This is a genomic window from Bacillus cereus group sp. BfR-BA-01441 (assembly GCF_022663075.1).
Lineage (GTDB): Bacteria > Bacillota > Bacilli > Bacillales > Bacillaceae_G > Bacillus_A > Bacillus_A cereus.
The window spans coordinates 108,381-131,939 of sequence record NZ_JAKUEU010000001.1 but is presented as its reverse complement, the minus strand read 5'-3'; the positions used below and the strand labels follow the sequence as shown (position 1 = coordinate 131,939).

The window sequence follows — 23,559 nt, the reverse complement described above, 5'->3', positions numbered from 1 at the left end:
AGGGGAAATAGAAGTGATGATCTCTTCCTAACTTAATTATATCATGTAATTTACGTTCGAAATAGACTGTTTCTTCTCATTTACTACTGTTACAATCAAGAACACATGAATAGTAAGGAGAGGTGCCAAATGAGTTCTTTCGTTCTCGATTTTCAGGAAATAGAAAAAACGCAGCTTTTTCTCGTTGGTGGAAAAGGATTGAATTTAGGGGAGTTATCCAATATTCAAGGGATACAAGTGCCAGAAGGGTTTTGTGTTACAACGGTAGGGTATGAACAGGCCATCGGAAAAAATGGAGCGTTTCAAACTTTATTGAATCAATTAGCAATGCTAAAAATTGAGGAACGAGATCGAATTGGTGAAATTAGTAAGCAGATTAGAGAAGTCATTATGGCGGTGGAAATTCCAGTTGATGTAGTGGAATCAGTAGCTCATTATCTCTCGCACTTTGGCGATGAACATGCATATGCAGTGCGTTCGAGTGCTACTGCTGAAGATTTACCGTATGCCTCGTTTGCTGGTCAACAAGATACGTATTTAAATGTTATTGGAAAAGAAAACATTTTGCAGCATATTAAAAAATGCTGGGCTTCTTTGTTTACAGATCGGGCGGTTATATACCGAATGCAAAACGGTTTTGATCATAATCAAGTTTCTATATGTGTTGTCATTCAAAAAATGGTTTTCCCTGAGGCTTCAGGGATTTTATTTACTGCGGATCCGATTACTTCGAATAGGAAGGTGTTGTCAATCGATGCCAGCTTTGGACTTGGCGAGGCGCTAGTATCTGGATTGGTTTCTGCCGATAATTATAAGGTAAAAGAAGACGAAATCGTCGAAAAGGTCATCGCAACGAAAAAATTAGCCATCTATGGACGAAAAGAAGGCGGAACAGAGAGAAAGAAAATTGCTCCTAATCAGCAAAAATTTCAAACACTTACTGAACAACAGATTTTACAACTAGCACGCATCGGAAGACAAATCGAAGCTTATTTTGGTTGTCCGCAAGATATTGAATGGTGCTTAGTTGATGATACAATTTATATAGTCCAAAGCAGACCGATTACGACTTTATATCCAATTCCAGAAGTAAATGATGGGGAAAATCACGTGTATATATCAGTTGGTCACCAACAAATGATGACCGATGCGATGAAACCATTAGGTTTATCTTTTTTCCTGTTAACGACTAGTGCACCTATGTGTAAAGCCGGAGGAAGACTATTTGTTGATGCTACGCAAAGACTAGCTTCACCTGCTAGCAGAGATTACTTAATAAACACTTTAGGTAAATCGGATCCGCTCATACGAGATGCATTAACGACTGTAATTGAGCGAGAGAATTTTATTAAATTGTTATCGGATGATGAAAAAGAAAAGGATCTTAGTAAAAATGTGCCACCTGCAAGTTCGCAACAACAACCTGAAAACGATCCGGAAATCGTTACGAATTTAATAAAGAATAGTGAATTATCAATAGAAGAATTAAAACGAAACATGCAAACGAAATCAGGGGTGGATGTACTTGATTTTATTTTAGAAGACATTCAGCAATTAAAGAAAGTATTATTTAACTCGCAAAGTATAGCTATCATTATGGCAGGTATGAATGCTTCATCATGGATTAATGAAAAGATGGAGCAGTGGCTAGGAGAAAAAAATGCAGCAGATGTACTTTCACAATCTGTACAACATAATATTACGTCAGAAATGGGGCTAGCGTTATTGGATGTGGCAGATGTGATTCGGCCGTATCCGGAAGTCATTGCGTATTTACAGCATGTAGAAGATGACAGCTTTTTAGATGAATTAATTCAGTTTAAAGGCGGGGAAAAAGTTCGGGATGCAATCGATGCTTTTCTAAATAAATATGGAATGAGATGCAGTGGAGAAATCGACATTACGAAAACGCGCTGGAGTGAACAGCCAGCTACAATTATACCGATGATTTTAAATCATATAAGAGACTTTGAATATGGTGCTAGTAAGCGGAAGTTTGAAGAAGGGCTGCAGGAAGCTTTGAAAAAAGAAAAAGAGTTGTTAGAGCGATTGCAGCACTTGCCGGATGGGGAACAAAAAGTAGAAGAGACGAAGAGAATGATTTGTAACCTCCGCAATTTCATCGGTTATCGTGAATATCCGAAATACGGCATGATTCATCGTTATTTCATATATAAGCAGGCATTACTGAAAGAAGCAGAGAAACTTGTGCAAAATAATGTTCTGAATGAAATAGAAGATATATACTATCTAACTTTTGAAGAACTTCACGAAGTCGTTCGCACAAATAAACTAGATTACAAGATTATTCATAAACAAAAAAATGCGTACAAATTATATGAAAAACTAACACCTCCGCGTGTTATCACGTCTGATGGAGAAATCATTACAGGTAAGTACAAACGCGAAAATCTCCCGGCTGAAGCAATTGTAGGTTTGCCTGTTTCTTCTGGAGTGGTTGAGGGGAGAGCACGCGTTATTTTAAACATGGAAGACGCGAATTTGGAAGATGGAGATATATTAGTTACGGCATTTACCGATCCTGGGTGGACACCTTTGTTTGTTTCTATAAAAGGGTTAGTCACTGAAGTCGGCGGGCTTATGACGCACGGAGCAGTGATTGCACGTGAGTATGGCCTGCCAGCAGTTGTTGGAGTAGAGAATGCTACGAAACTAATAAAAGACGGGCAACGAATTCGGGTACATGGAACAGAAGGATATATTGAAGTGTTGTAGTTGTATTTTAGATAAATAAAGAAATCGTCCACTAAATATAGTGGACGATTTCTTTATGATTTTAATAGTTTTATCAACTTTCATCAATATTTTCTGAAATATTGATGAATCAGAATGTATGTTCATCTAAAACAAAGGATTTTTTCAAAAATATTACAAATTCAGACAATGCATTGATAATTTTCTGAATTTTCCGTAATATATAAACGTTGTATCGTATTTAATATTGGGGAGGAATAGGGATGAAGAAAAAACCTTTTAAAGTGCTGTCTACGCTTGCGGCGGCAGCTGTGCTTAGTTGCACATTTGGGTATGGGGGTCAATCTGTTTATGCGGCAACGCCGTCTAATGGAGGAACTTTAAGTCCGATTGATGAAAATTTAATTCAAGAGGAGCGTTTAGCAGATGCGCTCAAGAAACGCGGTGTAATTAATGAATCTACGTCGAAAGAAGACACATTAAAAGCTGTTGAAAAATACGTAGAGAAGAAAAAAGGAGAAAATGCGGGAAAAGAACCAGCAGCGGGGGATAGTGTTACGAGAGAAGCGGCTGACTTTTTGAAAAAAGTTAAAGATGCAAAAGCAGATGAGAAAGAAAAAGCAGATCAACCTGCTAGTGGTCCAGTAGCGGGACAAGAGCCGGTTAAAGGGGGATTAAACGGCCAAGTACCAACTACTTCAGCGAAGCAAAAACAATATAACGGTGATGTTCGTAAAGATAAAGTTCTCGTATTGCTAGTAGAGTTTGCGGACTTTAAGCATAACAATATTGATCAAGTACCAGGTTATATGTATTCAAATGATTTTAATCCAGAACATTATCAAAAAATGTTATTTGGTAATGAGCCATTTACACTCTTTGATGGTTCAAAAGTACCAACATTTAAACAATATTATGAAGAGCAATCTGGTGGTAGTTATACAGTAGATGGCACAGTAACAAAGTGGTTGACAGTTCCTGGTAATGCGGCAGATTATGGCGCAGATGCAGGAGATGGCGGTCATGATAATATGGGACCAAAAGGACCTCGTGATTTTGTAAAAGAGGCATTAAATGCGGCTGTAGAAAGTGGTATTGATTTATCTGAATTTGACGAATACGATCAATATGACAATAATGGTGATGGCAATAAAAATGAACCAGATGGTCTGATTGATCACTTAATGGTCATTCACGCTGGAGTTGGGCAAGATGGGGGCGGTGGTAGACTAGGTGATGATGCAATTTGGTCACATCGTTGGCACCTTGGAACACCATATCCAATTGAAGGAACAAAAGCAAAAGTTGATAACTGGGGCGGTAAGATGGCAGCATACGACTACACAATTGAGCCAGAAGACGGAGCGGTTGGTGTATTCGCACATGAATTTGGTCATGATTTAGGTCTTCCAGATGAGTATGATACGAAGTACACAGGAGCAGGTGAGCCAATTAACTCCTGGTCTGTTATGAGTGGCGGTAGCTGGGCTGGTAAAATTGCAGGAACAACGCCACCGAGTTTCTCTCCGCAAAACAAAGAGTTCTTTCAAAAGAACATAGGTGGAAACTGGGCCAATATTGTAGAGGTTGACTATAATAAATTAAATCGTGGTATTGGCTATGCGACGTATTTAGATCAAAGTGTAACGAAATCAAATCGTCCTGGTCTGATTCGTGTTAACTTACCAGATAAAGAGGTGAAAGGTATTCAGCCTGCATTCGGTAAGAAGTACTACTATAGTACAAAAGGTGATAACCTTCATACAACATTAGAAACGCCAGTGTTTGATTTAACAAATGCAACAAATGCGAGGTTTGATTATAAATCAATGTATGAAATTGAAACGGATTATGACTTCCTTGAAGTACATGCAGTGAAAGAAGATGGTACGAAAACGTTAGTGGATCGAATTGGTGAAAAAAATGTGAAAAATGGTCTAGACACAACAGATGGTAAATGGGTAGATAAGTCTTATGACTTAAGCAAATTCAAAGGTCAAAAAGTAAAATTAGTATTCGAATACATTACAGATGGTGGTTTAGCGCCGACTGGTTTTACTTTTGATAATGCTACATTAACTGTAGATGGACATGTTGTGTTCTCTGATGATGCAGAAGGCGAAACGAAATTTAAATTAAATGGTTTTGTTGTAGCAGACGGTTTTGATAAGAAGAAGCATAACTACTATTTAGAGTGGAGAAACTATGCTGGTGCTGATCAAGCGTTAAAATATAGCAGTGGTGTACCATATAATACAGGTCTGCTAGTATGGTATGCAGACTCTAGCTTTACAGATAATTGGGTTGGTTTACATCCAGGTGAAGGTTTCTTAGGAGTTGTTGACTCTCACCCAGAGGCAATTGTTGGAACACTAAATGGCAAACCAACTGTTAAAAATAGTACACGATTCCAAATCGCAGATGCTGCGTTCTCCCTTAACCAAACGCCAGCATGGAAAGTGGTATCTCCAACACGTGGAACATATGATTACAAAGGATTACCAGGTGTAACGAAGTTTGATGACTCTAAATTGTATATAAATGATTTAATCCCAGATGCAGGACGTAAATTACCGAAATTTGGATTGAAATTTGAAGTAGTTGGACAAGCAGATGATAATTCTGCAGGTGCAGTTCGTTTATATCGTTAATAATGTAGAAGCTGTTGAAGGGGAGTCCTTTCAACAGCTTTTTTTACAGAAACATAAATTTCAAGTTATTAATAAAATAATAGAAATTACTAAGCAAGCGGGCTTATTTCTTTAAGCCAGCAGCATAAAAAGGTCCATGAACTGCGATTGTTGATAAAAAGCGAGCAATCTCCTCAGGTGTTTCTTTTTGTCCATTATTTAACCATTGTTGGATGACACCTATATGTGCAGATGCCATATAAGAAGTTAAATATTCGCTTGGAACAAGTAAATTCTCCTTATTAATGAGAGGACCATTCGTATCTTCAAATAATGTTTTCCACATAAAGTCTTTCAGTTTTGTTTGGAAAGATAAATCTCCTTTCGGACTTAGTACAGCTCTCATAAAATCACTATTTTCATTTAGAAATTCAAGAATAGAAGTGATAAGTATAAATGGCATTGTTGGAGAAGGATTTGATCCAAGGTCAGCAATAACTTCCGGGAATTTCTGTTTAGCAATGCTAGAAAACTCGTACATAATGTCTTCTTGGCATTTTGTCATTAAATCAAATTTATCTTGATAGTGCGCATAGAAAGTACCGCGATTAATGTTTGCTTTCGTTGTAATATCTTTCACTGTAATGGCGTCAAAACCTTTTTCTTCAATTAGCTCCACCAATGCATTTCGTATGGCAGTTTTCGTACGAACAACACGCAAATCTAAATTATTATCGCGCAAAGCATATCCCTCCTTAATTTTACTCAACACATTTGGAAAATGTGTCTTATAACCAACACATTCACGATTTTTGATTATTGTATAAGGTTCAACTCGAACATATAATTCAAAATATAAATAAACAACACGTTGTTGGTTATTATAGATCAAATTAAGGGAGGAGAAAAGAAAATGTTTAAAAATAAACTTTTATTTTTATCACCAGTTATTGCACTACTTGTTGTTTTTATTTTTTCATTAACGCTATTTCCAACTGTTCAACCGCAGCCGAAAAACTTGCCAATTGCAATTGTAAATGAGGATCAAGGTGTAGAAATTCCAAATCAACCGAAAATGAATATGGGGCAAACGATCGTTGATAACATGAAAAAAACAGCGAAATCAGAGGAAGAACCCGCAGTGGAGTGGGTAGAAGTAAAAAATAAAGAAGCCGTTCAAAAGGGATTAAACAATAAAGAGTATTACGCGGCATTAGTCATCCCGAAAGAATTTAGCGCAAAACAAGCGTCGTTACGAACACCACAGCCATCTTCACCTGAGATAGAAATATATATTAATCAAGGAATGAATACGGCTGCATCAACTATGGCAGAGCAAATATTACAGGCGATTGTTGATAATATGAACAATACTGTTCGTACACAAATATTAGAAGGGTTGAAAGCAAAAGGAGCTACTGTAACAACAGATCAAGCTGAGAAATTAGTAACACCTATTGTAAAGAACGTGAAAAATGTGAATGAGGTCGGCAAAAATAGTGCGAACGGTAACTCACCAATATCATTATTCCAGCCGTTATGGATTGCAAGTTTAGCTAGTGCAGCGATTATTTTTATTGCGATTAGTAAAATGCCAGTAAGCTCAAGAAAAGAAAACTTTCTGTTAAAAGTAAAACAAATCGTAACAGGAGCTATTGCGACACTTGTAATTGGGTTTGGTCTTACATGGATTGCAGATGGGATGGTAGGGTTAAATATTTCGAACTTCACGGATACAGCTCTATTCTTATCCATTACTTCTTTTAGTTTCTTCTTAATGATATCTGCAGTACTATCATTAGTTGGGCTAAAAGGAATCGGTTTATTCGCTTTATTACTATTCTTCGGGGCACCGTTATTATTATTAGCACCTGAGATGTTGTCTCCGTTTTATCAAGACTGGGTTTACTCATGGTTACCAATGAAATTTATGATTGAAGGCCTAAGAGAAATCTTCTTCTTCGGAAAAGGGTTAAGCTGGAATACACCTGTTACTGTACTCGTTTGGATTGGTATAGTAAGTATGGTTACTATATTAGCAACTGCACTCAAACGTAGTGTAGTAAAAGGGCATAAAACAGAATTGAACGCTTAAAAACAAGCCGTTTCACTAATTAGTGAAACGGCTTGTTTGTGATTTTTTCTCAATGTAAATGCCTGATTGTTGAAAAGTGTAGTGTTTAGAATTAAGGCGAAATCTTTAAAGATCGCGTACGTTCCAAACAATCTCACCACGTTCATCATCCCACGTACTGTGATGCCGCTTAAATCCTATCTTTTCTAGTACCCGGAGGGAAGCGATATTCCAAGCACCTACAGTCGACCAAAGTCTTTGGCGCCCAGTAGCAATCGCCGCGTCCAGTACAACAGATGCGGCCTCAGTCGCATAACCTTTACCATGAGCGCTGCGGAACAACTCGTATGCAATCTCCGGCTCTTCAAGTGTGGAACGACCGATAATTAAGCCACAGTACCCAATGAAATCGCCTTCGTCTCTCCTTCGAATAGTGAGAAGGGAAATACCATTTTCATCTGCCTTCTTGCGCATCTCAATAAGCCGGTTACGAACGGAATCAACGGCTGGAATGTCCACGCCACGTTCGCCAATTAATTTGCTCAGCCAAACGGAATCGGATTCCTCCCACATACTAAGCTCAAGTCTTTCGGTTTTCAGCTGGAAGGCCATAGTTTTAAATAAAGATGGCATAGTGGTACCTCCTAGTTATATGACTGGATTCATAATAGCTTCGCATCTCAACACCACATCTGGTTGGAAACCTGATTCATTCGCGAATTTATAGCAACAGCGTACAAAAAAATAGTGATATTTTATCCGCTATTTGCCGTGTAGTAAAATCCCCACTGATTATAGTTTCACTTTATGAATAAGCAATTCCTTTACAAAATAGACCCTTTTCTCAAACTTTTCTTTCATTCTAAAGCCGTCCCATTAAATACACAGGCTCCTACTATTTCTAAATGCATAAAATGTTAAGCGAAAGTATGGGGGGATATGATGTATAATTCAAATTATTATGATTGGTATAGGCAGAATGATAAATTGATTAGTGATATTGAAAAAGCTATAAATGGAGAGTATAGCGCCATAAGCTGCTATGCAAAATTAGCAAATATGGCTCCAAATCAAGTAGAACAAAAACAAATTCTTGAAATTCGTAATGATGAAATAAAGCATTTCCACAACTTTGTACAAATTTATACGAACTTAACTGGCAGGCAGCCGAAACCACAAATTACTGAAGACTGTCCGAATACGTATTTACAAGGATTAGAGTTTGCTATACAAGATGAACAAAAAACAGTAGATTTTTATTTGGAAATTTCAGATGAGACATCGGATGTACATTTGAAAGAGTTGTTACGGAGAATAGCTGCGGATGAACAAAATCATGCAGTATGGTTTTTATATTACTTCGTGAAGTCGAAGTGAACATTAAGAATGAACGACTGATGTGGTGCATATATTAAAAAATATTTTAAAACGTAGTGCAACAATTGAATGGAATATTTAAATGTAAGCAGAAGGAAACCGTTTCGCTAGTAGTGGAGCGGTTTTTTTATGATGTACTTATGTATCGACAAAATATAGTAATTACATTTCATATATAATGTATGAAACGAAAATGAATAAGTTAGGAGCAAGCATATGAAAAGAGGGCTTACAGTAGATATTCTAGATGGATATGATAATTTACTTTGGAAAGTATTAAAGCCAATTGATATTACTGTATTTGATTGGCGAGTGAGGGATGAGGAGTCCTACTTAATAGCACGTGGTGAATTGGATGAGGCATTATTTCCAGAAGAACCAAGTGTAGTGGAAGGGTTAGCGTTGAAAAAGTTAGTTAAAGACAACATATATTATCTTATTTTTGCAGATTTAAAAGCATATCCTAAAGGAGAAATAGCGATAGATATTGAAACATACGAAGAGTTTAAGGAAAGCAAGTGTGAGGTAGTTGTATTAGCGGTGGATGCTCAATACATACAAATTTATGCGAAAGATCAAAAATCGATTGAATTAATGTATGAAAACGCAGTGAATCAAGGATTTTATGTAGAATATATTACAGATGAAAATGATGGAAGGACTCGTTTGTCAGTATGGTAGCAATTTGAAAGGGGAAAGGCAATATGGAGAGAAATATAAGTAAAGAATATGCAATTCGAATTGCTACTGAAAATGAAAGTGATAGTATTATCCTTTTATTAAAAGAGGTAGCACAATGGCTACAATATAAAGAAGTGGATCAGTGGCAGTATCTTTTAGGAGAGGAAGCTACGGCTGAAATACTAGAATGTATAAGAGAGAAATATACATATGTTGTTCTGAAAGAAGCTGAAATAGTTGGTACGGTTACAGTTTCTCCTAAACAAAATGAATGGGATGAACATATTTTTGGTAAAGAGGAAGTTTCTAATTCATTATATATTCATAGATTTGCGGTGAAACGGAAGTATAAGGGAAATGGAATAGGAGAATGGATTTTACGGTGGGTAGAAGAGAATGTGCAATGTGATAAAGAGTATTTGAAGTTAGATTGCGTGGGGCATAATCGTACGTTGAATGATTTTTATAAGAAAAATAGTTTTGAATATGTTGGAAGTACGGATGGGCTTAGTAAGTTTCAAAAGAAAAGGAGAATGTGAATGCATCCAATTAACGTAAGTTTAGTTGAAAAGTTAATACAGGAACAGTTTCCTGAATGGGCCCATTTAGAAGTGAAACCTGTAAAGTTTAGTGGGTATGATAATAGGACGTTTCACTTAGGGGATGAGATGAGTGTAAGATTGCCAAGTGATGTGGCATATGCACCGCAAGTAGAGAAAGAAAATAGTTGGCTTCCTATATTAAATAAGGGGCTTTCTTTACCGATTTCTACCCCACTTGCGAAAGGAAATCCGTCTGAAGCGTATCCATTGCCTTGGTCTATTAATAAGTGGATAGAGGGAGAAACAGTTACGAAACAAAACGTTCGGGATTTAAATGAATTTGCGGCGGACTTAGGATCTTTTTTAGTAGAATTGCAATCTATTAATGCGAGTAACGGACCTTTAGCTGGAACACATAATTTTTACCGAGGCGGACTTATATCTGTATATGATGAAGAGGCGAGAGTTGCTATTGAAAATAATAAGGATGTTTTTGACGAGGCATTATTAAAACACCTTTGGAATGTAGCACTTAGTTCGACATGGGATCGTAAGCCAGTTTGGGTTCATGGAGATGTAGCGCCAGGGAATTTACTCGTTAAAGATGGAAAGCTTTGTGCTGTAATTGATTTTGGTATTTTAGGCGTAGGAGATCCTGCTTGTGATGCAGCGATGGCTTGGACGTTTTTTGATGAAAATAGTAGAAATGTATTTAAAGAAGTATTACGCATGGATGAAGAAACGTGGAATAGAGCGAGAGGATGGGCACTTTGGAAGGCGTTAATTACATATGATGCGAATAGGGATAGTAATGAAAAAGTAGCAGAAGAATCTTATCGTATCATTCAAGTGCTTGTGGATGATTATGAGAGGTAATAGAAAAGCCTATTTTAAAATAGGCTTTTTCATATGATTAAATAGTAGAAATGGAAAGAAGGAATACAACATTATTATACAGAATATTTAGATAATAGGAGGTGTCGAATTTTGAGTGAAATTGAATTAAAGAGTAATGTAATTAAGACAGGGCGAGAGAAGGGGATTATTCTTCGGTTTATACTTGCTAGTCTCGTTGGAGTGTTTATGTTTTTCGTTCCTGTTACGATAAACGGTGCATCGTCTATTATGATTGATCATATCGTATCGTGGATTAGGGCTTCGGTTCCTGGCATAGTACCTTATTATGCATTATTTGTTATGGCAATTGGTGCGATTTATCCATTTTATACGAAGAAATGGAATGCATCTATCGTAGACATTTGTTTTTCTATTTTAAAAGTAGTTGGCTTTGTTTTTGGCATATTATATTGTTTAAAAGTAGGACCAGATTGGTTCTTTGCGCCAGATGTTGGACCGTTTTTATATGAGAAGCTAGTCATATCAGTAAGTTTGCTCGTTCCAATTGGCTCGGCGTTTTTAGCGTTATTAGTCGGATATGGATTGCTTGAATTTATCGGTACATTTTGTCGTCCGATTATGAGGCCATTATGGAATACGCCGGGGAGATCGGCAATCGATGCAGTTGCGTCCTTCGTTGGAAGTTATTCGCTTGCTCTCCTTATTACGAATCGCGTGTATAAAGAAGGAAAGTATACGACAAAAGAAGCGGCGATTATCGCTACAGGATTTTCTACAGTATCCGCTACATTTATGATCATCATCGCAAAAACATTAGATATTATGCATTTATGGAATGTTTATTTTTGGACTACACTTGTTGTAACATTCATCGTGACTGCTATCACCGTAAGAATCCCACCCCTCAGTAGAAAACCAGATACATATGTAACAGAAGAAGGCTTCCCAGAGCCTGTTTATAAAGAGAAAATGTTAGAACGTGCTTGGGAAGATGCGTTAGAAGTATCAAAGTCTGCACCGAGCATTATGAAAAATATTGCAATGAATTTAAAAGACGGATTTATTATGACAATGGGAATTTTACCATCCATTATGTCAGTAGGATTAATTGGTATCGTCTTAGCGAAGTTCACGCCAATATTTGATTGGATCAGTTATATTTTCTATCCGTTTACATGGCTATTACAATTACCAGAAGCAGACTTAGCTGCTAAAGCCGCATCAGTTGGCATTGCAGAAATGTTTTTACCGTCATTATTAGTAGTAAGTGCGCCACTTGTGACAAAGTTTGTCATTGCAGTTGTTTCCGTATCATCTATACTGTTTTTCTCCGCTTCAATTCCTTGTATATTATCAACAGATATTCCGTTAAAAGTATCTGAACTTATTATTCTGTATGTGCAGAGAACGATTTTAACGTTGCTTATCATTACGCCGATTGCTTATTTGTTGCTTTGAACTATAATGTAAGTTCTAAATATATGGCGTTTACTAAATTGTGTAAATGAATATTTATCGTAAAATCGTAGGTAGTGCAAAATTATAAGTGCGATGCTTGAATAAAGGCATCGCATTTTTTATTTTTAGATGTACTATATGTTTATGGTATGAATTTATTTTTATGCATATATTAATAAAATGATTTTAATGATATGTTATAGTAACAACAAAGGGGGCTTAAAAATGGAAATTATTCACGAAAGAGCAAAGTTGCGGTTAATGGATAATACTGATGTCGAAACTTTGTTTTCGATTGTAGAAGGAAATCGGGATATTTGGGCGTATTTAATCTCTAAAATGGATAGTGTGCAAGATATGCAACAATACGTTCAAAAAGCGATAAAGGGTTACGGAAGAGGTACTCAAATACCTTTCATAGTCGTAGATCAACAGTCGAATAAAATTGTAGGAAGTACACGTTTATATAATATTTCAGTAGAAGATAAGACAGTTGAGTTAGGGCAAACGTGGTATCATCCGAGTGTGCAACGTACGAGTATAAATACAGAGTGTAAGTATATGCTTCTTCAGTATGCTTTTGAAAAATTGCATATGCTGAGAGTGCAAATTAAGACGGATGCAAGAAATGAAAAAGCACAACGAGCAATTGAAAGGTTAGGCGCAGTAAAAGAGGGTGTGCTTCGAAATGAAAGAAAATTACCGAATGGTTATGTGAGAGATGCGGTGGTGTACAGTATTATCTCGAGTGAATGGCCAAGCGTAAAAGAAAAATTGTTAGAAAAATTAGAGTTGTATAAAGAAAAGTTATAATTCGTGTTTTGAAAGGTATATTGTTCGTGAGATATGAAAAATATACCTTTTTTCTTACAAAATGCTACTTTATTTTAATTCCTTTTGTTTCATCGTTCCCTTCTGAGAAAAAATTCGTTACAATGTAGTTGTATGGTAATAAACTTATAAATTTAAAAAATGTAATGAAAACCGCAAATGAAAATGAATTGATAATCCTCAATTTTAAATGAAAACCCTTTTATACATAAATAACAAGTAAAGTTCCTTCTTTTAAATAAACTCAAACAAAACGATTTGATATAAATGTTTTTTATAGAAGTATGGATGATGTACGGAGGCAATTACAAATGAAAGAAAATAAGAAGAGTAAGAAAAGACGAATCTTTCAAGTATTTTTACTAATGATTTGTTCTGCTATTTTATATGTAAGTTATGCAGCTTACGATATTTGGAGTTATCGTTTTAAAGCAAATGATGACGTGAAAACGGATGCTGGTATCGTACTAGGAGCAGCTTCATGGAACGGAAAACCATCTCCTGTATTTAAAGAAAGAATTAATCATGCGATTTCTTTATATAAGAACGGAAATATTAAAAAGATTATTTTTACAGGTGGTACAAAGTTCGAGGCAGAACTTGAGGAAGCACGTACTGCAAGAGTATATGCAATGAAACAAGGTGTAAAAGAGGAAGATATTTTAATTGAAACTAAATCCCTTTTCACTGAAGAAAATTTAAAAAATGCGAAGCAAGTTGGAATAGAGAACGGCATACAAACATACACGATTGTGAGTGATCCACTTCATATGAAACGCGCAATGAGAATCGCAAAACATATTAATATTGAAGCGTATGCTTCACCAACGCCGACATCAGCATATAAAACGTTAGATACAGAAATACCATTCTTCTTTAAAGAATTATTCTCGTATATTGGATATGTAACCTCTTTGCCGTTAAAAGCATTGAAGGGGGACTAATATAAGAAAAGGATCTAGCCTTAAATAGGCACTTTTCTTATTAGTCAAAAACATTGTATTTTTATCGGAATAGTGAAACAATAGAGAGGTAGCTTCATATAATCATAATGACAAAATGAACGGTTTATGAATCGAGCATAAAGTGAAACTTTAATCAGTGGGTGGGTTTCTCACTGATTATTAGTTGAACCAATCGGGCGTTTACGGGCAGTTGATCTCCTACCTAACTTCCTTTGCTTCACCTGAATTTTTAGGTGGGAGTTTTACTGCCCGCAAATAGCGGGATAAAGGAGATTATAGTATGGCACTCTCATTTGTTGAAACAGAAGAACAGTCTTTAATTATTGAGAAAATAAATAAATTGATTCCGAAGTTCATGGGAAGGGAGCATCAGCTAAGTGAATTAGGATCATTTCCGTATGAAAATATAAATGATTTGAAAGATATCGGATATACGAAATTAACGTTACCGAAGGAATTTGGTGGTAGTGCCATTTCTTTATATGACTTCGTTTTATTTCAAGAGAAAATCGCGGAAGGCTGTGGAGCTACTGCATTATCGATTGGCTGGCATCTTGGCATTGTGAAGGAGCTAGCGGAAAATCGCTCTTGGAATGATGAGATGTTCAAATGGTTTTGCGAAGAAGTACGTAATGGTGCGCTCTTTAACAGGGCAGCAACAGAACCGAAAACAGGGAGTCCGACGCGTGGCGGCAAACCAGAAACAATAGCGGTTCAACAAGGCGAGAAGTGGGTTATAAATGGAAGAAAAACTTTTACAACGATGGCGCCAGTACTTGATTATTTTATTATTTCAGCAAGTATGGAAGGCCGTGAAGAAGTTGGTGAGTTTGTTATTCCAAGAAATACACTCGGTGTATCTATTGAAGAAACGTGGGATAGCGTTGCAATGCGAGGGACTGCTAGCCACGACCTTGTCTTACAAAATGTAGAGATAGACAACCGCTTTTTTACGGATGTAAAAGGCGGGAAAGTGAAACAAAAGGGTATTGGCTGGTTGCTACATATACCAGCATGTTATTTAGGAATTGCACAATCAGCAAGAAATTATGCAGTTCAATTTGCGGAATCATACAAGCCAAATAGTTTAAATCATTCTATTAGTTTATTGCCGAATGTTAGAAAATTAGTTGGAGAGTTAGAACTTGAGCTTATGCAAGCTCGTGTCTTTTTATATCAAATTGCGAAAAAGTACGATGAGGCAGAAGATAAACTATCACTGCAAGCAGAATTAGCAGCTGTGAAATATGCTGTAACAAATGCGGCGATATCTATAGTGGATAAATCGATGCGCATCGTAGGAGCAAAAAGTTTATCAGAAAAAAATCCGCTCCATCGTTACTATTTAAACGTCAGAGCAGGACTGCATAATCCACCGATGGATGATGCAACATTGTCTATGCTGGCGGATGCGGCGTTTCGGTCGTGATTTTTGAAGTTTACATTTTATTGTTTATGGATATTATAGTTGTTTTGAAAGCACGGGTTTGATTAGTAATCAAACCCGTGCTTTTTATGTGTATGAAGTACTTAATGGAGATGTAGGTTTTTAATATAAATGATTATCATGGTGTTGTGATTGTTTCTTGTTGAAAAATTCTTATTGTAATGCCAGTTTGGAGGCTGTATAAACATTTTTCGTATTTAATCCCAAATTAAAGGTCTTTCCAAGTTAACCATTCGCAAATATTGTAAAAATTGACCTGCATGGACCGCATCATGATAGGCAATTCGTAATAGCATATCACCTAAATATCGTTGATAGCCAACATCGCTTCGATCAATAAGTCTTGAATCTAGCTCGGCTATGCTTATTGATTGAACATATTCTATGAAGTCAGTAAAGTGTGATTGTGCCAATTCAATTTCTTTTTTTCCACAAGTAATTGGCTCGTCATCATACGGGGTACGTATGTCGTTTATTGAACCGTTGTTTTATATAATCATATGATAGTAAAAAGTTGAGCTCCATACGTGACGAATCATTTCACCAAAGGACATAGCCTCAGGATCAGGCTTCCAATTAAGAAAATTATCGGGAAGAGAATTCCATAATTTTTCTGAGCGCCTTCTCGTTTCTTTTAAATTTAATATACTAAGATCAATTGCATTCATAATACATTCTCCTTTACTATTAAACTTAAAATAATTGTATCAATTTAATAGTTAGGGTATCATCGAAATATGAATGTATATCTGAATATCTCATATATAGCTAAACTAATTGCTGAACCTACAAGAGCAATCATCTTAGATTGTCTAATGAATAATCAGGCACTACCTGCTAGTGAATTGGCTTATATGGCAAAAGTGTCACATCCAACAATTAGTTCGCATCTTTCTAAATTAGTAGAAGGGAATTTACTTACAGTTGAACAACATGGTAGACATCGTTACTATCGACTTGCTAATCAAGAAGTTGCAGAAGTGCTTGAAAAGTTAGGGACAATTGCACCAACAGTTCAAGTTCGCTCTTTAAAACAATCAAGCCAACTAAAACAAATTCGTTATGCTCGAACTTGTTATGATCATCTTGCAGGCAAACTCGGTGTAGAGATAACTGAAAAATTACTAGATAGGCAATTTATAATTTTAGAGGATGGAGAATACATTGTAACGGAACAAGGTAAGAAATGGTTTCTGAATTTTGGAATAAATGTTGATGAGGCAGATACAAAAAGGAGGGTATTTGCAAAACCTTTCCTTGATTGGAGTGAACGGCGTTACCATATTTCTGGTTGGTTAGGGTCTGCAATTGCAAAACTGCTTTTTGAACAGGGATGGATTACGAAAACGGATAAGAACCGAGCTGTCCATCTTACAAAGAAAGGTGTAAAGTTATTGGAAGATCAATTAGGCATTGATATGAAAACTGAGGAAAGAAAAGCTTGAAATTAGAAAAATCCGTCAAAATGAAGGGCTTTTTTCATTATGGTAGGAGTGTACATGAATAATAGGATGTTACCAATAATCGTTGCCAATAAAAAATCTTTCTTTTCATTCTTCTTTTTTAAGTTTTAAAGGAGAAAGCTAGGCTTCTTATTTTTACTAATGTTATAATAAGAAAAAAGCACGAAAAGAGGTCATCTCATGCTAGAGGTTATTGCAACATGTTTAGAAGATGTAAAACGAATTGAAAGCGCTGGCGGGAAGCGGATTGAATTAATTTCATCTTATACAGAAGGTGGTTTAACACCGAGTTATGCTTTTATAAAAAAAGCGGTAGAAGCGGTAAGTATACCAATTCATGTTATGATTCGTCCGCATGCGAAGTCTTTTACATATACGGAAGAAGAAATTGAAATGATGAAAGAAGATATTATAGTTGCGCAGAAGTTAGGAGCAGCTGGTGTAGTATTAGGCGTATTAAACGAACGAAATGAAGTGGATGAAGAGAAATTAGCGGACTTACTATCTGTTGTAGATGGAATAAATGTAACGTACCACCGTGCGATAGATGATATAGAAAATCCAGTAGAAGCAATGAACACTTTAAAGAAGTTTCATAAAGTGACTCACGTTCTAACTTCAGGTGGACAAGGAAATATAGTAGAGAATATTCCGGTGCTTACAGAAATGCAAAAGGTAAGCGATGGTCAAATTCAGCTTGTAGCTGGAGCTGGCGTGACGAAAGAAAATATAAAGCGATTGCTAGATGAAACTGGAATCACGCAGGCGCATGTCGGTACAGCGGTAAGAGAAGGAAAATCATGTTTTTCTGAAATAGATCCTAATTTAGTACAAGAATTAGTTGAAATAATAAAATAAGTGCTTAAGAAAGAGGAGAAACGATGAAGGAAAATACGAAGAAAGAATTATTCTCTTGGGCTAAAACGATAGGTTTTACCCTTGTATTAATTGCTATTATTCGCGGTGTTTTATTTACACCTTCTTTAGTGCAAGGTGAATCAATGATGCCCACTTTAAAAAATAACGAACGAGTTCTAGTGAATAAGATTGGTTATAGTATAAGTGGATTAGATCGCTTTGATATTATCGTCTTCCACGGAAAAGAAGGATACGATTTAGTAAAACGAGTAATTGGTTTGCCAGGAGATACAGTTGAGTATAAAAATGATGTTTTATATGTAAACGGAAAAGCGATGGAAGAACCATATTTAAAAAAGTTTAAAGAAAAAGCAGTAGGCCGTGTATTAACTCCAGACTTTACGTTAGAACAAATCACTGGGAAAACGAAAGTGCCAGAAGGCCAAGTATTTGTTTTAGGGGATAATCGTGAAGTTTCTAAGGATGGTCGCATGTTTGGCTTTATTTCAGAAGATGAAATTGTCGGAAAAGGACAAGCTGTTTTCTGGCCGTTGGAACAAGTAAGAGCGTTATAAAGTGTGGTGAAGTATGGGAGAGATATTCTTCCATACTTTTTTATTTGCTTAAAATCTATTGATTGAATTGAAAGAATATTTTATAATTTTAAATTATATGTTTGTTTCGAAAAACGGAATTTAAGTTCCGTAATTCGGAACGAAAGGGAGATAGAATGAGTATAAATAAAACGGCAGTTAAGACAATGGATATTTTGGAGTTGTTTTATGAGCATGAAGAGCTAAGTTTAACAGAGATGGTTCAGCTTACAAATATGCCGAAAACATCTGTTTATCGTTTAATTGGCTCGTTGGAAGAGATGGAGTTTTTACAAAAAAACGAAAAGGGGAAATATCGTTTAGGGGTCGTATTTTTACGGTTCGGTCAACTTGTTTCACAACGATTATCAGTAAGAAATATAGCAATTCCTTATATGAAAGAACTTAGAGATAGTTTAGGACAGGCAGTTAATTTAATAATTCAGGATGGAAATGACGCAATTTATGTTGAAAAAATGGAAGGTGTTCAGCCGGTACGCGTGTATACGGCGGTTGGAAGAAGAGCACCGCTTTATGCTGGCGCATGTCCAAGAATTTTACTATCGTATTTCTCTGAGGAAGAGAAACGGAGATACATAGAGGAAGTGGATTTAAAACAGTTTGCAGATGGAACAATCGTGGATAAGAAACAATTGTTAGAAGTGTTGCAAATGGCAAAAAAGGAAGGCTACACCATTAGTTATTCTGAGTTAGAAAATCATACAGCCGCGATAGCAGCACCCATTTTCGCGAGCGATGGAACGGTTGTAGCAGGCATTAGTATTTCGGGATTAGCAATTGAGTACAACGAAAGTAACATTTCATATTTTATTGCGAAGGTGAAAGAAACAGCGCATCGCATTTCGAAAGAACTCGGCTTTTTGGCATAGAAAGAGGGAGTAGGATGAAATTTTCTGCGTTAGGGGATCAAGCAATTATTGTTACATTTGGTGAAGAAATTAAGAGGGATATATATGAGAAAGTACAGCGGTTATTTCAAGCACTGCAGCAACATCCGTTTGCAGGAATGATAGAGTGCGTTCCGTCGTTTACTTCATTAGCTGTTTACTACAATGTATACGAAGTATGGAAGGGAAATGAGAGAAGTGAAAGGTCACATGATTACGTTCGCCAGTATATAAAGGAGCTGTGTGATTCTTATAAAGAAGAAGTAAAACAGGATGTGAAACATATTTCTATACCAGTGTGCTACGGGGGAGAATATGGACCTGATTTAGAAGAAGTCGCGCATTATCACGGTTTACAAGTAGAAGATGTGATTCGAATACATAGTGAAACTACATATTTTGTATATATGCTAGGTTTTACACCAGGGTTCCCGTATTTAGGAGGACTTTCAAAAGAATTAGAAACACCTAGAAAAGAAACACCACGGTTACAAATCTCTCCTGGTTCAGTAGGTATTGGCGGAAATCAAACAGGTATATATCCGCTTGAAACACCAGGAGGATGGAATATTATCGGCCGAACTCCTATTTCATTATTTAATCCGGAAGAAGAAATACCAACATATATTCAAAGTGGTATGTATTTACGATTTATTCCAATAACGAAGGAAGAGTACGTATCGCTTGAGGGGGCTAAAAAATGGATGTAGAGGTTTTGCATGCGGGAATGTTTACAACAGTCCAAGATTTAGGGCGATCTCATTATCAACAATACGGTGTGCCAGTTGGCGGGGTGATGGATCAAAGTGCACTTCGGATGATCAATATGTTAGTTGGTAATGAAGAGAATGAAGCGGGACTCGAAATGACGATTATGGGACCTAAATTGTTAATAAAGAAAACGACTTTACTTGCGATTGGCGGAGCAGATATGGAACCGTTATTGAATGGAGAACGTATCCCGTTATGGCGTCCCATTTTAGCGGAAGAAGGTAGTATGCTTTGTTTTGGAAAAGTGAAAAGTGGTTGCAGAGCGTATGTAACTTTTGCGGGTGGTATACATATTGAGCGTACAATGGGAAGCAAAAGTACGTACATACGTGCTGCGATTGGTGGTATAGAAGGAAGAATGCTGAAAAAGGGTGACTACTTCCAAATTGGTGCACAACCAGAAATGGCGAGTCGTTTCATTCTAGACTTACAAAAAGATGCGAGAATAAAAACGAAATGGGCAATTAGCAACAGCGTACTACCAAAGTATAAGAAACATCCAAAGCTTCGTGTCATAACTGACTTTGAATACGATCAATTTACAGAAGAAAGTAGAAAGGCATTTTTTACGAAAGAGTATAAGGTATCTAATTATGCTGACCGTATGGGCTATAGGGTTGAGGGAGAGGTTTTAAATAGGAATGAAGAAAAAGAGATTTTATCGAGTCCTGTTACATTTGGAACCATTCAAGTTCCTAATGGTGGACAGCCGATTATATTAATGGCAGATAGGCAAACGACAGGTGGCTATCCGAGAATGGGAAATATCATTTCAGTAGATTTACCTCTTCTTGCCCAGCTAAAGCCGGGGGACTATGTTTCTTTTGAGAAAATTACGCTTGAAGAAGCGGAACAATTGTACATAGAACAAGAAGTAAATATGAATTTATTAAAGAAATTCATCGCTTTACGAAGCTGAAATTAGGAGGAATACATTATGACTACAATCGATTTAAACTGTGATTTAGGAGAAAGTTTTGGCGCTTATAAAATGGGGAATGATGATGAGATTCTTCCGTTCGTTTCCTCTATAAACGTTGCTTGCGGTTTTCATGCGGGTGATCCGTCTATTATGCGTCAAACTGTTGAAAAAGCTTTGGAGCATAACGTAGCAATAGGGGCGCATCCTGGATTTCCTGATTTAATTGGATTTGGTAGAAGAAACATGAATGTTTCAGCAAGTGAAGTATACGATTATGTTCTATATCAAACAGGCGCATTAGACGCATTTGTGAAAGCGGCAGGCGGGAAAATGCAGCATGTAAAGCCGCACGGTGCCTTATATAATATGGCGGCGTCTAATCCGGAAATTGCAGATGCAATTGCAAAGGCAATTTATCATATAAATCCAAGTCTATTACTTTATGGATTAGCAAATAGCGAGGCGTTTATACAGGCTGCAGAAAAATACAAAGTAACTCTTGTACAAGAGGTTTTTGCGGATCGTACATATAAGCAAGATGGTACATTAACGAGCCGTACAGAAGAAAATGCGCTTATAAAAGATGAAGACGAAGCGATAAAGCAAGTACTTCAAATGGTGAAAGAAGGCCATGTAAATGCGGTCAATGGAGAGAAAGTAGCAGTTCAGGCGCAAACAATTTGTTTACACGGTGATGGGGAAAAAGCAGTGCAATTTGCAAAAAGAATATACATAACATTCAAACTTAATGAAATTTCTATTTGTGCACCGAAATAAAAAATAGGGGGAAGTGCTGGGATGATTAAATTAATCGGAATACTACTTGTTGCAGTGGGCTTTTTATTTAGATTAAATACACTTTTAGTAGTTATGGTTGCAGGTATTGTTACTGGTATGGTTTCAGGATTAAGTTTTTATGATGTGATCAGCATGTTCGGTAAATTTTTCATAGAAAATAGATATATGTCTATGCCAATTATATTAACTTTACCGGTAATCGGAATTTTAGAGCGTTACGGTTTAAAAGAAAGAGCAGAAGCACTTATAACGAAATCAAAAGGAGCAACAACTGGAAGAGTATTAATGTCATATTTTACGATAAGAGAATCATCAGCAGCACTAGGGCTTAATATTGGTGGGCATGCGCAAACAGTAAGGCCGCTCGTTGCACCGATGGCAGAAGGGGCCGCGCAAGGTAAATACGGTAAACTTCCTGAAAAATTAAGAGAAAAGATTAAAGCAAACGCAGCAGCTGCTGAAAATACAGCTTGGTTTTTCGGAGAAGATATTTTCATCGCAACTGGAGCTATTTTATTAATGAAAGGATTCTTCGATTCAGTAGGTATGCATGTCGGAGTATGGGATATGGCACTTTGGGGCATTCCGACAGCAATATCTGCACTTATTGTAAGCTGGATTAGATTTAGAAGGTTTGATAAATATATAGAGAAAACAATGAAGGCAGAAGGAAAAGAAGAGAAGGAGGCAATTTAATATGAACATCATCACAATGGATACAATCTATTATGTATTAGGGATAATCGTTGCTTTTATCGCTGTTCGTATCGCATTCGATCGTGAACATCCAAACAGATTCGGTTCTAGTTTATTTTGGGCATTGTTTGCAGTTACATTTTTATTTGGAAATGTAATTCCTTCGTTTTACGTTGGCTGTATCGTGCTCGCTATGGTCGTTTTAGCCTCGCTAAATAAAGTAACAAAATCAGAGGAAAAAGAAGTTCCAGTACAAGAACGTGTGAAACATGCTGAGAAATTAAAAAATAAAATTTTTATGCCTGCACTATTAATTCCTATTTTTACAATTATCGGTACGTTGACCTTAGGGAAAATTAAATGGGGAAATGTCTCTCTTGTTGATCCAGATAAAGTAACATTAGTTGCACTAGCGCTTGGTGCATTACTCGCATTTGTTGCGGCGATGCGTATTACAAAATCAAAAATAACAACACCTGTACAAGAAGGAAGCAGACTATTACAAGCTGTTGGCTGGGCTGTAATTTTACCACAAATGTTAGCAGCACTTGGCGGTATATTCGCGAAGTCTGGCGTTGGACAAGTTGTTTCAGACTTAGTCGGACAAGTGCTACCGACAGAGTATCCGTTCGTTGCCGTTATGGCGTACTGTTTAGGCATGATGCTATTTACAGTCGTAATGGGAAATGCATTCGCAGCGTTTGCTGTTATTACTGGCGGAATTGGCTTACCTTTAATAGTTCAAATGCACGGCGGAAACCCAGCAATTATGGCAGCGCTCGGTATGTTTGCTGGATATTGCGGAACGCTGCTTACACCAATGGCAGCAAACTTTAATATCGTACCTGCGATGCTTTTAGAGCTAAAGGATAAAAATGCGGTTATTAAAGCGCAAGTACCAATTGCTCTTTCAATTTTTATCATAAATATGTTTATTATGTACGGCCTAGTATATCGTTTCTAATTAGGAGG

Annotated in this window: 22 protein-coding genes and 1 pseudogene; 20 read left to right on the top strand and 3 right to left on the bottom strand. The window is 36.7% G+C overall.

Annotated features, from left to right (window positions below; genetic code table 11):
* Positions 1-129: 129 nt before the first annotated feature.
* Together ppsA and MR107_RS00650 are read left to right on the top strand one after the other, a co-directional pair.
* Entirely contained in the window at positions 130-2,736 is a 2,607-nt protein-coding gene (gene ppsA, locus MR107_RS00655; RefSeq protein WP_000094181.1) for a phosphoenolpyruvate synthase, read from the top strand.
* 242 nt (positions 2,737-2,978) lie between these two features.
* Positions 2,979-5,366 (top strand): immune inhibitor A domain-containing protein, encoded by a 2,388-nt coding sequence (locus MR107_RS00650; protein ID WP_000728990.1) that lies wholly within the window; start codon positions 2,979-2,981, stop codon positions 5,364-5,366.
* Between the two features lie 103 nt (positions 5,367-5,469).
* Here MR107_RS00650 and MR107_RS00645 read toward each other — a convergent pair whose 3' ends face one another.
* A complete protein-coding gene (locus MR107_RS00645; protein WP_001205505.1) occupies positions 5,470-6,087 on the bottom strand; it encodes a TetR/AcrR family transcriptional regulator in 618 nt (205 codons plus the stop codon).
* 171 nt (positions 6,088-6,258) lie between these two features.
* Here MR107_RS00645 and MR107_RS00640 point away from each other — a divergent pair, with 171 nt between their 5' ends.
* Positions 6,259-7,440: a YhgE/Pip domain-containing protein gene (locus tag MR107_RS00640; protein ID WP_000475839.1), complete on the top strand. Its 1,182-nt coding sequence runs from the start codon at positions 6,259-6,261 to the stop codon at positions 7,438-7,440.
* Between the two features lie 105 nt (positions 7,441-7,545).
* Here MR107_RS00640 and MR107_RS00635 read toward each other — a convergent pair whose 3' ends face one another.
* The gene (locus tag MR107_RS00635) at positions 7,546-8,052 is read right to left on the bottom strand and encodes a GNAT family N-acetyltransferase (protein ID WP_001139523.1); all 507 of its coding nucleotides are present in this window, start codon (positions 8,050-8,052) and stop codon (positions 7,546-7,548) included.
* 309 nt (positions 8,053-8,361) lie between these two features.
* Here MR107_RS00635 and MR107_RS00630 point away from each other — a divergent pair, with 309 nt between their 5' ends.
* From MR107_RS00630 to MR107_RS00595, 8 genes are all read left to right on the top strand, one after another.
* Entirely contained in the window at positions 8,362-8,796 is a 435-nt protein-coding gene (locus tag MR107_RS00630; protein ID WP_000282831.1) for a ferritin-like domain-containing protein, read from the top strand.
* Between the two features lie 216 nt (positions 8,797-9,012).
* A complete protein-coding gene (locus MR107_RS00625; protein ID WP_000820297.1) occupies positions 9,013-9,477 on the top strand; it encodes a DUF2691 family protein in 465 nt (154 codons plus the stop codon).
* A 23-nt stretch (positions 9,478-9,500) separates the two neighbouring features.
* The gene (locus tag MR107_RS00620) at positions 9,501-10,016 is read left to right on the top strand and encodes a GNAT family N-acetyltransferase (protein ID WP_000440749.1); all 516 of its coding nucleotides are present in this window, start codon (positions 9,501-9,503) and stop codon (positions 10,014-10,016) included.
* Positions 10,017-10,895 (top strand): aminoglycoside phosphotransferase family protein, encoded by an 879-nt coding sequence (locus MR107_RS00615; protein ID WP_063245351.1) that lies wholly within the window; start codon positions 10,017-10,019, stop codon positions 10,893-10,895.
* A gap of 111 nt (positions 10,896-11,006) precedes the next feature.
* Positions 11,007-12,335 carry a YjiH family protein gene (locus MR107_RS00610; protein WP_048656697.1) on the top strand — a complete coding sequence of 443 codons (1,329 nt, stop codon included), beginning with the start codon at positions 11,007-11,009 and terminating at the stop codon, positions 12,333-12,335.
* Positions 12,336-12,560: 225 nt separating this feature from the next.
* Positions 12,561-13,148: a GNAT family N-acetyltransferase gene (locus MR107_RS00605; RefSeq protein ID WP_000402586.1), complete on the top strand. Its 588-nt coding sequence runs from the start codon at positions 12,561-12,563 to the stop codon at positions 13,146-13,148.
* A 329-nt stretch (positions 13,149-13,477) separates the two neighbouring features.
* Positions 13,478-14,110: a YdcF family protein gene (locus MR107_RS00600; RefSeq protein WP_000662215.1), complete on the top strand. Its 633-nt coding sequence runs from the start codon at positions 13,478-13,480 to the stop codon at positions 14,108-14,110.
* 301 nt (positions 14,111-14,411) lie between these two features.
* Entirely contained in the window at positions 14,412-15,560 is a 1,149-nt protein-coding gene (locus tag MR107_RS00595; protein WP_063245352.1) for an acyl-CoA dehydrogenase family protein, read from the top strand.
* A 215-nt stretch (positions 15,561-15,775) separates the two neighbouring features.
* On the opposite strand, the pseudogene MR107_RS00590 reads toward MR107_RS00595, so the two are convergent.
* Positions 15,776-16,246, bottom strand: a pseudogene (locus MR107_RS00590) (DinB family protein).
* 69 nt (positions 16,247-16,315) lie between these two features.
* Between MR107_RS00590 and MR107_RS00585 the strand changes: the two are divergent.
* The 9 genes from MR107_RS00585 (at position 16,316) to MR107_RS00545 (ending at position 23,551) form a co-directional block, all read left to right on the top strand.
* Positions 16,316-17,023 (top strand): ArsR/SmtB family transcription factor, encoded by a 708-nt coding sequence (locus tag MR107_RS00585; protein ID WP_242245174.1) that lies wholly within the window; start codon positions 16,316-16,318, stop codon positions 17,021-17,023.
* Between the two features lie 198 nt (positions 17,024-17,221).
* Positions 17,222-17,899, top strand: a complete 678-nt coding sequence (locus tag MR107_RS00580) for a copper homeostasis protein CutC (protein ID WP_227900570.1) — start codon at positions 17,222-17,224, stop codon at positions 17,897-17,899.
* A 23-nt stretch (positions 17,900-17,922) separates the two neighbouring features.
* On the top strand, positions 17,923-18,474 hold the full coding sequence (gene lepB / locus MR107_RS00575; protein WP_000662498.1) for a signal peptidase I: 552 nt from the start codon (positions 17,923-17,925) through the stop codon (positions 18,472-18,474).
* 155 nt (positions 18,475-18,629) lie between these two features.
* Entirely contained in the window at positions 18,630-19,382 is a 753-nt protein-coding gene (locus MR107_RS00570) for an IclR family transcriptional regulator (protein WP_000026367.1), read from the top strand.
* Positions 19,383-19,396: 14 nt separating this feature from the next.
* Positions 19,397-20,110: a 5-oxoprolinase subunit PxpB gene (pxpB, locus tag MR107_RS00565; RefSeq protein ID WP_000672280.1), complete on the top strand. Its 714-nt coding sequence runs from the start codon at positions 19,397-19,399 to the stop codon at positions 20,108-20,110.
* Positions 20,101-21,090, top strand: a complete 990-nt coding sequence (locus MR107_RS00560; protein WP_000382245.1) for a 5-oxoprolinase subunit C family protein — start codon at positions 20,101-20,103, stop codon at positions 21,088-21,090. Before pxpB ends, MR107_RS00560 begins: the two co-directional genes overlap by 10 nt.
* A gap of 18 nt (positions 21,091-21,108) precedes the next feature.
* The gene (gene pxpA / locus MR107_RS00555) at positions 21,109-21,870 is read left to right on the top strand and encodes a 5-oxoprolinase subunit PxpA (RefSeq protein ID WP_242291987.1); all 762 of its coding nucleotides are present in this window, start codon (positions 21,109-21,111) and stop codon (positions 21,868-21,870) included.
* A 21-nt stretch (positions 21,871-21,891) separates the two neighbouring features.
* Entirely contained in the window at positions 21,892-22,587 is a 696-nt protein-coding gene (locus tag MR107_RS00550) for a DUF969 domain-containing protein (protein ID WP_000593392.1), read from the top strand.
* A gap of 1 nt (position 22,588) precedes the next feature.
* A complete protein-coding gene (locus tag MR107_RS00545) occupies positions 22,589-23,551 on the top strand; it encodes a DUF979 domain-containing protein (protein ID WP_001021658.1) in 963 nt (320 codons plus the stop codon).
* The last annotated feature ends 8 nt before the right edge of the window (positions 23,552-23,559 follow it).